Annotated in this window: 11 protein-coding genes and 1 pseudogene; 9 read left to right on the forward strand and 3 right to left on the reverse strand. The window is 50.8% G+C overall.

The annotated features are described in order from the left end of the window. Window positions 1-40: 40 nt before the first annotated feature. Genes ACXAG2_RS05060 through ACXAG2_RS05085 form a run of 6 tightly spaced genes read left to right on the forward strand, consistent with a single transcriptional unit; the run spans window position 41 to window position 6,200 of the window. Window positions 41-1,705, forward strand: a complete 1,665-nt coding sequence (locus ACXAG2_RS05060) for a sulfatase family protein (protein ID WP_474864951.1) — start codon at window positions 41-43, stop codon at window positions 1,703-1,705. A gap of 12 nt (window positions 1,706-1,717) precedes the next feature. Continuing rightward, the gene (locus ACXAG2_RS05065; RefSeq protein ID WP_474864952.1) at window positions 1,718-2,005 is read left to right on the forward strand and encodes a sulfatase-like hydrolase/transferase; all 288 of its coding nucleotides are present in this window, start codon (window positions 1,718-1,720) and stop codon (window positions 2,003-2,005) included. Further along, on the forward strand, window positions 1,911-2,192 hold the full coding sequence (locus ACXAG2_RS05070; RefSeq protein WP_474865009.1) for a sulfatase/phosphatase domain-containing protein: 282 nt from the start codon (window positions 1,911-1,913) through the stop codon (window positions 2,190-2,192). Before ACXAG2_RS05065 ends, ACXAG2_RS05070 begins: the two co-directional genes overlap by 95 nt. A gap of 25 nt (window positions 2,193-2,217) precedes the next feature. Next, the gene (locus tag ACXAG2_RS05075; RefSeq protein ID WP_474864953.1) at window positions 2,218-2,478 is read left to right on the forward strand and encodes a hypothetical protein; all 261 of its coding nucleotides are present in this window, start codon (window positions 2,218-2,220) and stop codon (window positions 2,476-2,478) included. Beyond that, window positions 2,471-3,934 (forward strand): sulfatase family protein, encoded by a 1,464-nt coding sequence (locus ACXAG2_RS05080; RefSeq protein ID WP_474864954.1) that lies wholly within the window; start codon window positions 2,471-2,473, stop codon window positions 3,932-3,934. The genes ACXAG2_RS05075 and ACXAG2_RS05080 overlap by 8 nt, the downstream gene beginning before the upstream one ends. Continuing rightward, entirely contained in the window at window positions 3,897-6,200 is a 2,304-nt protein-coding gene (locus ACXAG2_RS05085) for an ammonia-forming cytochrome c nitrite reductase subunit c552 (RefSeq protein ID WP_474864955.1), read from the forward strand. The genes ACXAG2_RS05080 and ACXAG2_RS05085 overlap by 38 nt, the downstream gene beginning before the upstream one ends. Here ACXAG2_RS05085 and ACXAG2_RS05090 read toward each other — a convergent pair. Beyond that, window positions 6,187-6,981: a hypothetical protein gene (locus tag ACXAG2_RS05090; RefSeq protein WP_474864956.1), complete on the reverse strand. Its 795-nt coding sequence runs from the start codon at window positions 6,979-6,981 to the stop codon at window positions 6,187-6,189. The two genes, ACXAG2_RS05085 and ACXAG2_RS05090, sit on opposite strands and share 14 nt — an antisense overlap. A gap of 158 nt (window positions 6,982-7,139) precedes the next feature. Here ACXAG2_RS05090 and ACXAG2_RS05095 point away from each other — a divergent pair. From ACXAG2_RS05095 to ACXAG2_RS05105, 3 genes and pseudogenes are all read left to right on the forward strand, one after another. Continuing rightward, window positions 7,140-7,565 (forward strand): annotated as a pseudogene (locus ACXAG2_RS05095) (DUF2177 family protein). Window positions 7,566-7,679: 114 nt separating this feature from the next. After that, on the forward strand, window positions 7,680-10,130 hold the full coding sequence (gene plsB / locus ACXAG2_RS05100) for a glycerol-3-phosphate 1-O-acyltransferase PlsB (protein ID WP_474864957.1): 2,451 nt from the start codon (window positions 7,680-7,682) through the stop codon (window positions 10,128-10,130). Window positions 10,131-10,162: 32 nt separating this feature from the next. Next, entirely contained in the window at window positions 10,163-11,146 is a 984-nt protein-coding gene (locus tag ACXAG2_RS05105) for a Kelch repeat-containing protein (protein ID WP_474864958.1), read from the forward strand. A gap of 49 nt (window positions 11,147-11,195) precedes the next feature. Here the strand turns inward: ACXAG2_RS05105 and ilvA are convergent, their stop codons facing one another. Together ilvA and ilvD are read right to left on the reverse strand one after the other, a co-directional pair. Beyond that, window positions 11,196-12,725, reverse strand: a complete 1,530-nt coding sequence (ilvA, locus tag ACXAG2_RS05110; RefSeq protein WP_474842220.1) for a threonine ammonia-lyase, biosynthetic — start codon at window positions 12,723-12,725, stop codon at window positions 11,196-11,198. After that, window positions 12,722-14,572 carry a dihydroxy-acid dehydratase gene (gene ilvD, locus ACXAG2_RS05115; protein ID WP_474842222.1) on the reverse strand — a complete coding sequence of 617 codons (1,851 nt, stop codon included), beginning with the start codon at window positions 14,570-14,572 and terminating at the stop codon, window positions 12,722-12,724. Before ilvD ends, ilvA begins: the two co-directional genes overlap by 4 nt. Between the last annotated feature and the right edge of the window lie 5 nt (window positions 14,573-14,577).

Here is a 14,577-nt window from a genome sequence, read left to right on the forward strand (position 1 = left end):
CCGCACTTTTTCACTTTTTACAAATACGGAATAAGCAACCATGCCCGACACATTCACTAAGAAGCTGTTAACTGCTGCCAGCGCCATCGCCTTAAGCTTGTCGATGAATGCCAGCGCTGCAGAACAACAGCGTAACGTTATTTTTGTACTGATGGATGACCTTCGCTACGACGGTATGGGTTTTCTGCAGGAAGAACTGCAAACCCCTAACATTGATAAACTGGCTGAAACCGGTGTGTATTTTCCCAATGCGGTAGTGACATCTTCACTGTGTTCACCCAGCCGCGCCACCATTCTTACCGGCATGACCGCCCGTAACCACAAGATTGTTGATAACAATAACTCCAGTGAAGAAGGCCTGACCTTCTTTCCCAAATACCTGCAACAGGCAGGCTATCAAACCGGTTTTTTCGGTAAGTGGCACATGGGCAGCCATTCAGATATGCCCCGTGACGGATTTGATAAATGGGTCAGCTTTCCCGGACAGGGAGCCTATTACCCGACTGACGCCATTCCGGCTCCGATGCTGGCGAAAGGTGTGGTGAATCAGCTCAACGTGGACGGTAAACACGTTAATCAGAAAGGCTACATCACTGACGAGCTGACGGATTACGCACTGGACTGGCTGAAAAATGATGTGAAAGGAAACCAGCCATTTTTCATGTACCTGAGCCATAAAGCCGTGCATTCCGATGCCACGCCGGCTGAGCGCCATAAAGGACAGTACGATGATGTGGATTTCAAATTACCGGACTCAGCGGTGGTGACAGAAGAGGACGCTAAAAACAAGCCCATGTGGGTACATAACCAGCGCAACAGCTGGCACGGCACTGACTTTTTCTATGCCAGCGACCGCACTATGGAAGCATACCTTAAAGAGTATTACGCCACCTTGTCAGCCGTTGATGACAGCCTGGGCGAGTTAGTGCAGTACCTGAAAGACAACGATCTGTACGACAATACCATGGTGGTATTTTACTCTGACAACGGATTTCTGATTGGCGATCACGGCCTTATCGATAAGCGCAATGCTTATGAAGGCTCAGTACGCGTTCCTCTGGTGATCAGCGCGCCGGGCCTGCTGCCACAAGGTGCGACCAGTGAAGCACTGGTGAGAAACCTGGATATGGCTCCTACTTTCCTCGAACTGGCGGGCGCTGCGCAACCTGAACAGTTTGAAGGAAAAAGCTTTTTACCCGTGGCATCCGGCAAGGTAGCAGAAGAAGACTGGCAGTCGCCTGATTTTGTTTACGAGTACTACTGGGAATGGTCTTTCCCCATGACGCCTACCACCTTCGCCATTCGTCGCGGCGATCTTAAATACATCCAGTATCACGGTGTCTGGGACATCGAAGAACTTTACGATCTGAAAAACGACCCGGAAGAAATGCATAACCTTATCCGCGATCCGAAATACGCTCATGAGTTACTGCCACTGCGTCAGGCGCTTTACGCCGCTCTGCGTCCTGCTGATAACAGCAAGCCCTCGGTACCCTTTAACGCAAGGCTGGCTGAAGGTATGAACCTGCGCAAGAAAGACGGGTTGAAGGCCGCTCCGTTTCCGGACTGGTGGCTGGTTGAGCCCAACCGCAAAGACATTTACATGGGACTGTTTCCTGATACGCCGATGAAAATCGACATGCAGCGCAAAGGTGAAATGTACTTCCCGTGGATGGAAAAAACGGCTGACAAGCCGCGTCACTAAGGAGTTTGGTAAATGCGAATGTTACGCTGGTTAACTTTCACCGTTGTTGCCGGTTTATCCCTTACCGCGTGGGGAAAGCAACCCAACATCTTGTTCATCGTTGCCGAAGATCTGAGTCCGCGCATAGGATCGTTCGGCGATGAGATTGCTAAGACCCCAAATATTGATGCACTCGCTGAGCAAGGCATTCGCTTTACCAACGTTTATGCAGCGGCCGGCGTGTGTGCGCCGAACCCCTCTGCATATACCACTGATAGTGCGGTTTCCCGACAGACGCGGTGCCGGTACTCAAAACGATAAATTAATTTCTATGGTGGATTTTGCTCCAACGTTTTTATCCTTTGCCGGTGCACCGCTCCCTGATTTTTTGCAGGGCACCGGTATCTTTTCCGGCGAACAGAGAGAGTATATCTACGCAGCCAGAGACCGCATGGATATGGTACCGGATAAAGAAGGCGCTGAAAAACTGGGAGGTACAGATTCATGATAAAAGCACTGAGCCGGAAACCAGTATGGTCGGGGCCATGTGGCCGGGGTTTGAACAGCCGGTGACCGCCAGCCCGCAATTTAAATTGACTGAATGTCACCGGCAGGTGTGCGTTGCGATGACCTCGTCCAGTGACAATGCATCCGTTGCCTGGCGAATGGCAGCCGGGGAGCCCTGGCAACTGTATACCCAACCCGTTCCTGTCCAACCCAACAGTTATATCGAAGCAAAAGCCGTCCGCTATGGCTATCAGGAAAGTAATGTGGAGCAATATCATCATGACTAAGTTTTCTGTAGCAACACTGTTATCTGCCACCATCGGCGCAGCATGTTTGCTACCTGCATTTCCAGCCAGCGCAAAAAGCACCGGGCAACCCAATGTCATTATCATTTTCGCTGACGATATGGGCTATGGCGACATGAGCAATAACGGTCATCCCACACTCACCACGCCTAATCTGGATAAAATGGCGATGGAAGGACAGAAATGGACAAATTTCTACGTGGCTGCTCCGGTGTGCTCACCCAGCCGCGCCGGTCTTATGCTGGGACAATATCCCGTTCGTGCGGGACTGGCATCATCCACGCCAATGCGTCAGGTATTCCGCGAAGACTCCTTAGGGGGCATGCCGGACAGCGCAACCACCATACCTGAAGCACTCAAAGCACAGGGCTACGATACGGCGATGATTGGTAAATGGCATATTGGCCATCTGCCACAATACCTGCCGGTCAATCACGGGTTCGACAGCTGGTTTGGTATCCCTTACTCCAACGATATGGACCAGGATTTTGAGAAAATTCAGCAGTTAAATGGTCCGGACTGGAGCGTTAAAAACTGGAATAAAGGCAAACAGTGGACAAACCCCAAATCAGAATACTTCCGTGTACCACTGATGCAGGGAGAGGAAGTCATTGAACGTGCGCCAGACCAGCATCAAATCACCAAAACCTATACCGCAAAGGCACAGGATTACATTAAATCTCATAAAGACAATCCGTTCTTTTTGTACATCGCCCATGCGATGCCTCATGTGCCACTGTTCGCATCGGAGGAATTCGAAGGACGCAGCACACAAGGCCTTTACGGCGATGTGATAGAAGAACTGGACTGGTCGGTAGGTCAAATTCTGCAAACATTGAAAGATGAAGGCATCGATGACAACACGCTGGTGATTTTCAGTTCGGATAACGGTCCCTGGTTATGGTTTGAAACCATGGGCGGCAGTGCCGGGCTGCTTCGCGGTGGCAAAGCCGACGTTTTTGAGGGGGGAATGCGTGTTCCCGGCATCTTCTGGTGGCCCGGACATGTCAAACCGGGGATCCGTCACGATATCGGTTCCACCATTGATTTACTGCCCACACTGGTGGATTTAGCCGGTGGTGAAATTCCCAAAGACAGCGACGGTTATTCAGTTAAAAGCACACTTCTGGACGGTGAAGATGCAGTCCGTGATGTGTATTTTTACTACCGCGGAGCAAAAGTGTTCGCTGTCCGTAAAGGCCGCTACAAAGCCCACTTTATTTACAAAGAAGGCTATGGCGGTAACCCCGGAGAAACACTGGCAGAGCCGTTATTGTTTGACCTGAACGCCGATCCTTCCGAGAAATACAACATTGCTTCAGAGAACAAAGCCATTGTTGCAGAGCTAGCTGCACTGCGGAAACAGCACGCGGCAAGCATTAAACCGGTTGAAAACCAGCTTGATAAGTGTCAAAAAGGGTCGCGACTTTGTCAGTAACGAAAAGCAGATCATTGTGAACAACCTGATAAGGGGCTGCCTGGCAGCCCTGTTTTTATGCATTACCTTTACCACCACAGCCAGTAGCGATAAGCGTTATACCGGTGCGGAAACCTGCCTGTCCTGCCATCAGAAGGAAGGGGACGCCTGGAGTCAGTCTGATCACTATCACAGCATGCTGCCTGCCAGTGACGAAAGCGTGCTGGGAAACTTTAACGACATGACTTTCAGTGCGGGAGCCCGCACTTCCCGTTTCTTCAAAGAAGGTGATGCTTACTTTGTCGAAACGCTGAACGGGCAGGGAGAAAAACAAACGTTCGACGTGGTTTATACGTTCGGCTTCAGACCACTGCAGCAGTATTTATTGCGGACAACCGGCGGACGGCTGCAAGCTTTTGATGTGGCATGGGACAGCCGGCCGGCAGAGCAGGGCGGGCAACGTTGGTATCAGTTGCAGAACAATGAAGTCACCGATCCGGAACATCCTTTTTTCTGGACAGGATACTATCAAAACTGGAACAGCCGGTGTGCTTCCTGCCACTCGACCAATTTACAAAAGCACTATGACCCCGTTAATAATACGTTCGATACTACCTACTCAGACGTTAATGTGGCCTGTGAAAGCTGCCATGGCCCTGGCAGTGAACATATCAAACTGGCCGGCGAAGGCACGTTAAGCGCAACCAACACTGGCCTTAAAGCACTGGGCAAAGCCATCGCTTTTCATTTTAAGCCAGGAGACGCCATTGCAAGGCCTCAGTCTTCTCCCGCCCCAATCAGTGAACTCGCCCTGAATACCTGCGGAGGGTGCCACAGCCGCAGAGCAGAATTAGGTGAACCGGATCTGACACAGCCATACCACCAGCAATTCCTGTTAGATGCCATCGACGAACCGCTATATTTCAGTGACGGTCAAATTCGTGATGAAGTTTTTGTACTCGGTTCTTTTATGCAAAGCAAAATGGCGCAGGCTGGTGTTACCTGTATCCATTGTCATGATCCCCACTCAGGCAAAACCCGCCTGCCCGGTGCACAGGTGTGTGCAACGTGTCACCGTCCTGACGTATTCATGGCCGACACCCATACCTTCGGGCATAAAGACGCCAACTGCCTGGACTGTCATATGCCCGCGCGCACCTACATGGGCGTGGATGACAGACGGGATCATAAATTCCACCGGCCTTCTGCCCTGAATGAAGACAGTGTACGCCCCTGCGCCACCTGTCACGAAGACAAATCCACGGCCTGGCTGCGCGATGCGGTTGAAAAATGGCCAGCCCGTGACGGCGCATCGCCGGATACCTCAGGTGAATGGGCAAAGTTAAATGCGGCATTAACCACGTGGGATCCCGCAGCCATTGCTGAATCCGTATCACTGCTTACTGATCCAAAAATTACGCTGCCTGATTTACTCACCAGTGCCCTGACCAGAAAAGTGGCCGCTCAGGCTTCGCAGCAAGCCGTAAAACTGATAAAAGCCCATGCGGCTTCGCCATCTGCAGCGGTACGCCGTGGCGCTGCTATGGCAGCACCGTCTTTATCAGCTCAGCAACAGGCAGCTGTACTGGCTTCACTTGCAGATGATCCGGCATTGTCTGTACGCAGTGAGGTGGCAGCGGCACTGCTGAATGCGCCGGCAGACAGTATTCTGCCGGAGGCGCAAATCAGCCCCCTTTTATCAGAATATGAAGCAACATTACTGGCCACGCGGGATCACCCGGGCGCCAACACGGGTCTGGCCCAGCTTGCTTTGCGTAAAGGAAACATAATCGACGCAAAAATGTATTACGAGGCGGCGCTTCGCATTGACCCTGCCAACTTACCCGCTCTGCTGAGCTTTGCCGATTTTTTACGCAACATGGGTAATGAGGACGGCGCGAAAAGATATCTGACAAATGCACTGACCATCGCACCGGATTCCGGAGCCGTGCAGTTTGCCTACGGACTGATGCTGGTGCGGGACAAGCGATATGAAGAAGCGACGACGCATCTGGAAAAGGCCGCCCGGGCAGAAGATGCCAGCCCGCGTTTCGCCTTTATTTACGGCGTATCCTTGTGGCAGCTCAAACAACCCGAAAAAGCACTCACGGTGCTGGATGACGCGGCCACAAGATGGCCGGGCGATTATGATTTGCTGACAACCCGCGCTAAATACGCCTATTTAAGCAAAAACGCCGTGATGCTCCAGAAAGCAGTCACGGCGCTGGGTAAGGTGTATCCGCAGGACAGCGTATATCTGCAGTTAAAACCGCTTATTCAGCCTTAGCGGCAGACGGCGCCTCAATGTGATGTGCCGTTACCCCCGCCGGATATAATAAACTGCGACGAAAGGTCGATGTTACCGTTACATCGTCAAATCCGGCATCCTTCAGTACGGCTTTAATGGACTTGTTCGAATAGCAACGCAGGCTCGACACAATGCCGTCCCACAATAACATTACCGGTACTACCGGGATCAGATAGGTGAAAATGGCAGTCACCAGCAATAACCGGCGCTCGGTGATAAACGGTAACATGATCATCGCCACCAGCGGGCCTAACAGCATAGACACGTAACTCATAAAGGAGTTATCACAATACTCCAGCACCAGCACATCATCACCGTGTGACAGATTGAGCTTGAAGATCTGCGCTACCTGTTCGTTGTCAAAGTGGTGGAAAGAGTTAATAAAGATTTTCGGGCAGCGGAAATCCGGATTGTCTTTCAGCACGTCAATGGGTTGTTCCAGATAATGAATACGGTCATCACCCAGATTGTTGATGCGCTCACGGAATTCCGGGTTTTTATCAATCATGAAATCCGACAGGTAAAAACGCAGATCTTTCTTACCCAGCCCCTTCATCAACAGTTCGTTGACATAGCCACTGCCGGCACAAGGATCCATCACTGTGCCGCCGGCTTTGTTGATAAAGCGGTTCAGCTCAGGCAACCATAATCTGTGATAGCCGAATACTCTATACAATGCGCCCATAAAGCGACGCAGAAAGGCGTGATAAAACTCCGGAACCCAAAATAAATCACCGAATTCAAACAATTTTTTCTGCATGGTATCCCCGCGTTCTGTCCTTTTTTCGTTGTAGGGTGAACAGTAAATAAACCTGTCATCGCCACAGGGTAAGTCTGTTTAGTATGGCTTATGTTGCGATAAACGGTTGAGCTATTTTTTCGCTGAACCTTTTACGCGCTTTTTCCGTTTATGATCTTATGCATTATTCTTTTAAAACACTCACCGGCGCATACATTGCCGTACTACTGGCTTTTGCCGGCCTGGACGCAGTCTGGCTGGGCGTAATTGCCATGCCGTTGTATCGTGAAGCGTTTGAAAGTCTGTTGCGACCGCAATTTATTACCTAGCCATGGATCGCATTCTATCTGCTTTACTGTGCTTCGGTCGTCTGTTTAACGATACGTCCTTATGCCGGAAAGAACCTGATTCATACTTCATTAGCGGGCCTGGCCCTGGGGGCTACCGCCTACGGAACGTACAATCTGACCTGCTATTCCATTATCCGGGACTGGCCATTGAATATGACTTTGATTGACTGGATATGGGGAACCGTGGCCACAGGAATCATTGCCACCTGCGGCGGTTTTGCAGCACAAAAAATCAGCGATAAACTGGCGCACTGAGGGTGACTCAGGCCCAAAGACCCCCTATCATGGTAACCCCGTCTTATGTTCATCTGGATCGCAGTAAATTTATGGTAGACTGCGCCCGTTTTCTCAACACAGGATTCCATTTTCATGTCGTGGATGCGCAAAACGCTTTTGTCAGTGTTTCATTATCCCGTAAAGTTGCTGGTGAAAGACCACAACATTCCCGCGAATGTCGAAAAAGAACTGGGTATCGACCGCACTAAGCCGATCATTTATCTGCTGCCCACCAACTCTGTGACCGACCAGCTTGCGCTGCGTATGTGCACACAGCGGTTAGGTTTGCCCAGCCCTGTGAAAGATGTCGAACTGGCCGGCAAAACCTATCCCGCCAGTGTCTTTCTCCGTAAAACGGAACCCTTGTTCGGACAGCCGTCCCAGACGGATGTAGAATCAATATTCTCAGATCTTTTCCACTTGCATCGTGACCATGAAGATGTGGATGTGCAGGTTGTCCCGGTTTTCGTTACCTGGGGACGTGCGCCGGGTAAAGGTAAACCCGGCCTTAGTGATTTAATTGCCCATCATGCCTCACCAAGCTGGCTGCGAAAATTCTTTATCGTGATGTTTCTGGGCCGCGATAACTTCATCAATTTTAGCAAAGCCGTATCAGCGAGAGAAATGTCGACCCAGCGGGGTACGGATGACTCGATTGCTCACAAGCTTGTTCGCGTAGCTAGTACTCACTTCCATCGTAAGCGCCAGAGCATGACGGGCCCCACTTTGCTCGAACGACAGGAACTGCACAATGCAATCCTGGGATCGGAAGCAGTTAAACGGGCCATGGCTGAAGAATCTGCGTCGAAAAAGGCGAAGAAACAGGATCCTAAAGAAGCTGTCAGAGAGTACATCGATGAGATTGCCGCAGACTACCGTGAAGGCCTGATCCGGTTCGGTGATCGCATCCTTACCCGTATCTGGAACAAGATTTATAACGGTATCAGTGTGGGTCACAGTGAGCGGATCCGTGAACTGGCTGCCAACGGTCATGAGATCATCTACGTGCCCTGTCATCGCAGTCATATGGATTACATGTTACTGACCTATGTGATTTATCACGAAGGTATGGTGACGCCTCACATTGCTGCGGGTATCAATCTTAACTTCTGGCCGGCGGGGCCCATTTTCCGTCGTAGCGGCGCCTTCTTCCTGCGCCGCAGTTTTGCCGGTAACAAGCTTTACACTGCAGTTTTCCGTGAATATCTGGAATTGCTGTTTAATAAAGGCTATTCCGTTAAATATTATCCGGAAGGTGGCCGCAGCCGCACAGGTCGTCTGATCCCGCCTAAAACCGGTATGCTTGCCATGACTATGCAGGCAGTACTTAAAGGTGTTCAACGTCCTGTGAGTATTGTGCCCGTGTACATCGGGTACGAAAACGTGATGGAAGTAAAAAGCTATCTCAGTGAACTGAAAGGCAGCGGCAAAAAGAAAGAGTCTAATTTGCAGGTGTTTTCTGCCATCAGAAAACTGAAAAATTATGGCCACGGTTACGTAAACTTCGGTGAGCCAATTCAGTTGAATCAGTTCCTTGAACAAAGCGTTCCTGACTGGCGTGAAACCTTACCTGCAGACCCGGAGAAAAAACCAAACTGGCTGACGCCACTGGTTAACGATCTGGCCCACGAGGTAATGCTGCGTATTAACCGCAATGCTGCCGTTAACGGTATGGCGCTGATTTCTTTATGTTTGTTGTCGTCTAAAACACAGACCATGACGGAAAAAGAGCTGGTCAGGGTGATGGACAACTACCTGGCTTTGCTGCGCAGTGCGCCGTACAGTGATGACGCCACCATTCCCGCCAGCAACGGCAGAACCATGCTGGAAGAAACCCTGGCGTTGAAACGTTTTGACATCAGTCAGGATGGCTACGGCACGATGATCGCGCCACTAAAAGATGCCGCTGTATTCCTTACATATTACAGAAATAATATTCTTCATTTGTTTGCCTTGCCCGGCGTGATCCTTTCAGCTGTCTTCGGCCGGCCCGGCATTCACCGTCATGAGATATTACGCCTGATGGCAGCACTGTATCCTTTGCTGCAACGTGAGCTTTTTATCTACATGACTCAGGATGAGGCACTGGCTTACACCGACAAGCTCATCACCACTTTGCTGGAACAAGGCATGCTGACAGAGATGGAGCAGGGACTGTTGCATCCGCCGGCATCATCAGACCGGGCGTTCCATTCAGCCTGGCTGCTGAGCCGGTGTATGCAGGAAACTTTCCAGCGCTACGCGGTGGTACTTACCATTATCGAGCGTGATCGGGTGATAAGCCGCAATAGTCTGGAACGGACGAGCCGTCAGGTGGCGGAACGTCTGTCAACCTTATACGGCATGAACTCTCCGGAGTTTTACGACAAGAATGTGCTTTCTTCTTTCATTTCTGCCCTGCGGGAGAACCACTGGCTGGATTCTGCGCCGGATGGCAGTCTGAAGTATTCTGAAGAAAGCGATGCGCTGCGCCAGGATGTGTTGTCTCTGGTGTGGCCTGAAATTACCCAGCACTTGCAGAATGTGGAAGCAACGTGCGGGTAACGGATCCACGTGTAAAAGTGAAAAGGAAAGTTATGATACAGGGCACTTGTCGATATTTATTTGCCTTCGCAGTGACACTGATGCTGGCGTCATGTTCATCTGTACCGGATATCAGTGAATACCGGAAACCGGCAGGGTTCAAGCTGGAAAGTCCCCGTCTTGGTGCCGGTGCAGCTACCGATCAGAAAACCATATTTGTGTTTGGTGGCAGTAATCAGAAGGGCCTGCTGAATGATGTAGAAATTCTCGACCCGGCGACCAAAAACGTTCAGGTGCTGAAAAACCATATTATTCCCCGCCGCTATTTTTCGTCGGTTTACGATGACAATAACCACGTGTATCTGATTGGCGGGATCTCTGCGTCAAAACAACGGGCAAATTATGAAAGCACCCTTGAGGTGTTTAATACCGTTACCCGTAAAGTGACTAAAGCGGCGACATTACCTTACCCTACGCGTACTAACACAGCAGTATATCTGGATGGCAAAATCTATGTGCTGGGCGGCTCTCACCACGACTGGCAGACCCGCAAGCTTAAACCTACAGCACTGATGGCAGTTTATGATATCAGCAAGGACGAGTGGTCTCTGGGCGCGCCGATGCCCACAGCCAAGTCCACCTCTGCTGTCACATGGCAAAATAAAATTTATGTCGTTGGCGGTTACACTGGTGAAGAGCAACTGGATGTGTTTGAACAGTACGATCCGGCGACTAAAAAGTGGAAATCTCTGCCTCCGCTGCCAGTCCCCGTCAGTGCACATACCACCACTGTGTGGCGTGATTACCTGATAGTGTTTGGTGACTACAACAATCTTGATGCTGTGTGGACTTACGACTTTAAGGCAGGCGCCTGGCATCAAAGCGACTTATCCATGACCGGTGTCAGACACGCAAAAGCGGTTACCTACAACGACGCTGTATATCTGATCGGCGGTAATCAGGACTCACCGGGCCCTGTGCTCGACACCATTCAGATATTTGATGCGAAACAATTGCGTCAGGCCGTTGGTAAGTAGCCTGTTCCAGCTCATTCAGACATAAAAAAGGGGCTGTTCAGCCCCTTTTTTATGACAGGAAGAATTTATACGCGGGGTCGTCTGTGACCTCTTTAAACTCGTAGCTTAACTGCTGCAAGTGAGCATTAAATTCATCACGGCTTTCCGGTGGTATTTCAAAACCGGCAAGCACCAGGCCTTCAGCGGCACCATGATTACGGTAATGGAACAGTGTTATATTCCAGCGTTCACCCAGCGTTCCAAGGAATTTAAGTAACGCCCCCGGGTGCTCAGGAAACTCGAAAGTAAACACCGCTTCATTCAGCAACGCCGGCGGTCTGCCGCCAACCATATGGCGTACGTGCAGCTTCGCAAGCTCGTTGTCGCTCATATTGAAGCAGTCGTAGCCCTGTTCAGTCAGCGAGTCATTAAGCGCAGCAAACTCCTGCTTACCGCCTTTAAGATTTACACCCACAAAGATGTGCGCGTCTTTCCCGTTAGCAAAACGGTAATTGAATTCAGTGATAGCTTTACCGCCAAGGACTTCACAGAATTGCTTGAAAGCCCCCTTACGCTCGGGGATCTTCACTGCAAAAACAGCTTCTTTCTGCTCACCTAATTCACAACGCTCAGACACATAACGCAGCGTGTGAAAATTAATGTTGGCACCGCACAGAATACCACCCAGCTTCTTGCCCTTGATATTATGCTCTGCCACATATTTCTTAATAGCCGCCACAGACATCGCACCGGCAGGCTCTGCGATAACACGGGTGTCATCGAAAATATCTTTGATTGCCGAACATATTTCGTCATTGGTAACAGTGATCACGCCGTCCAGCAATCTTTCACACAGACGGAACGTTTCTGTCCCCATAGTTTTTACCGCAACACCGTCGGCGAAAATACCCACCGAGGGCAGAGTCACGATTTCACCGGCTTCCATGGCCGCCTTAAAGCAGGCTGATTCTTCCGACTCGACACCGATGATTTTGATGTCCGGCTTCAGTTGTTTGAGGTATACCGCGATACCCGCAGCCAGACCACCACCGCCGATAGCCACAAACAGAATATCCAGGTTAGGATTCTGCTCCAGTAGCTCCCGGGCTACAGTTCCCTGGCCGGCAATAACATCAGGATCATCAAACGGAGGAATAAAGGTGTAGCCGTGGGTTTTCGCCAGCATCTGCGCGTGCTTGCTGGCCATATCGAAATTCGTGCCGTGGAGCACAATGTTAGCGAAGTGTCCGCCGAAGCGACGTACCGCATCCACCTTGATATCCGGCGTGGTTTCCGGCATCACGATAGTGGCATGTACGCCTTTCTTCTTTGCACCGTATGCAAGACCCTGAGCATGATTACCAGCAGATGCTGCAATAACACCGGCATCCAGTTGCGCTTTGCTCAGCGCACTTAATCTGGTGTAAGCACCACGGAGTTTGAAAGATTTAACCGGCTGCTGATCTTCACGTTTCAGATAAATATCATTACCTGTTAACTGCGAAAGTCTGGATAACACAGACAACTCGCTGTTAACCGCAACTTCATAGACCGGCGCTAACAAGACCTTTTTGAGGTATTCGTGATCGCTGACGGTCATATGTCTTCCAGTTTAGAGGCATCCCGCACAGCACCTTTGTCTGCACTGGTAGCCAGCATGGCAAAGTTCTTCAGTGACAGAGACACTTTACGTTCGCGGTTCTTCGGTTTCCAGGGCTTGTCGCTGGCTTCCATCGCGGCACGGCGGTGAGCCAATTCCTCGTCAGAAATCGCAATGTTGATAGTCCGGTTAGGGATATCAATTTCAATCTTATCGCCGTCTTCCACCAGACCAATGCCGCCACCGCTGGCCGCTTCCGGTGAACAGTGACCAATAGACAAACCGCTGGTACCGCCAGAGAAACGTCCGTCAGTGATCAGGGCACAGGCTTTACCCAGACCTTTCGATTTCAGGTAGGAGGTCGGGTACAGCATTTCCTGCATGCCCGGGCCGCCTTTCGGACCTTCGTAACGAATGATAACCACATCACCGGCTTTCACTTCGTCACCCAGGATGCCTGCTACCGCATCGTCCTGGCTTTCGTAAATTTTCGCAGAACCGGTAAATTTGAGGATAGATTCATCCACACCAGCAGTTTTCACGATACAGCCATCAACCGCCAGGTTACCGTACAGTACCGCCAGACCACCGTCTTTGCTGTAGGCATGTTCAAGATCGCGGATACAACCTTCGCTGCGGTCGGCATCGGCTTCATCCCAGCGACAATCCTGACTGAATGCCTGAGTAGTACGGATACCTGCAGGGCCTGCACGGAAGAAAGTATCAGCATCTTTGTTTTCCGGATTAGTGATATCCCAGTCGCTGATCACTTCCGGAAGCGTCTTACCCAGAACATGATGCACGTCCTGATTCAGCAGACCGGCTTTATTCAGTTCTCCAAGAATACCCAGTACGCCACCGGCACGGTGCACGTCTTCCATATGATATTTAGGTGTAGACGGTGCCACTTTACACAAATGCGGGACTTTCCGTGACAGACGGTCGATATCTGCCATGGTGAAAGGCACTTCACCTTCCATTGCCGCTGCCAGTAAGTGCAGGATGGTGTTTGTAGAACCGCCCATGGCGATATCCAGACTCATGGCATTTTCAAATGCCTTGAAAGATGCAATGTTGCGTGGCAACGCAGTTTCATCATCATTTTTGTAGTAACGCTCACACAACTCAACTACCAGCTTACCCGCCTGCTTAAACAGCTTTTCGCGGTCAGCGTGGGTAGCCAGCATAGAACCGTTACCCGGCAGGGACAGACCCAGCGCTTCCGTTAAACAGTTCATCGAGTTTGCGGTGAACATGCCTGAACAAGAACCACAGGTCGGGCAGGCAGAACGCTCAATCTGGTCTGTGTCTTCGTCGCTGACGCGGTCATCCGCAGCGGCAACCATGGCATCAACCAGATCCAGCTTAATCAGTTGATCTGACAACTTGGTTTTACCGGCTTCCATGGGGCCGCCGGAAACAAACACCACGGGAACATTCAGGCGCATAGACGCCATCAGCATTCCCGGGGTGATTTTGTCGCAGTTAGAAATACACACAATGGCATCAGCACAATGGGCATTCACCATGTATTCAACGGCATCTGCAATGATTTCCCGTGAAGGCAGGCTGTACAGCATACCGCTGTGGCCCATAGCGATACCGTCGTCTACCGCGATGGTGTTGAACTCTTTAGCAACACCACCGGCTTCTTCTACACTGCGGGCAACAAGTTGTCCGAGATCTTTTAAATGCACATGCCCTGGCACAAACTGCGTGAAGGAGTTGGCAATAGCAATAATCGGCTTACCGAAATCAGTGTCTTTCATACCGGTAGCGCGCCACAGCGCACGTGCGCCGGCCATATTTCTTCCCTGGGTGGAGGTTGCAGATCGTAACTTGGGCATAATGC

The organism is Alteromonas sp. ABH4_456 (assembly GCF_056160645.1).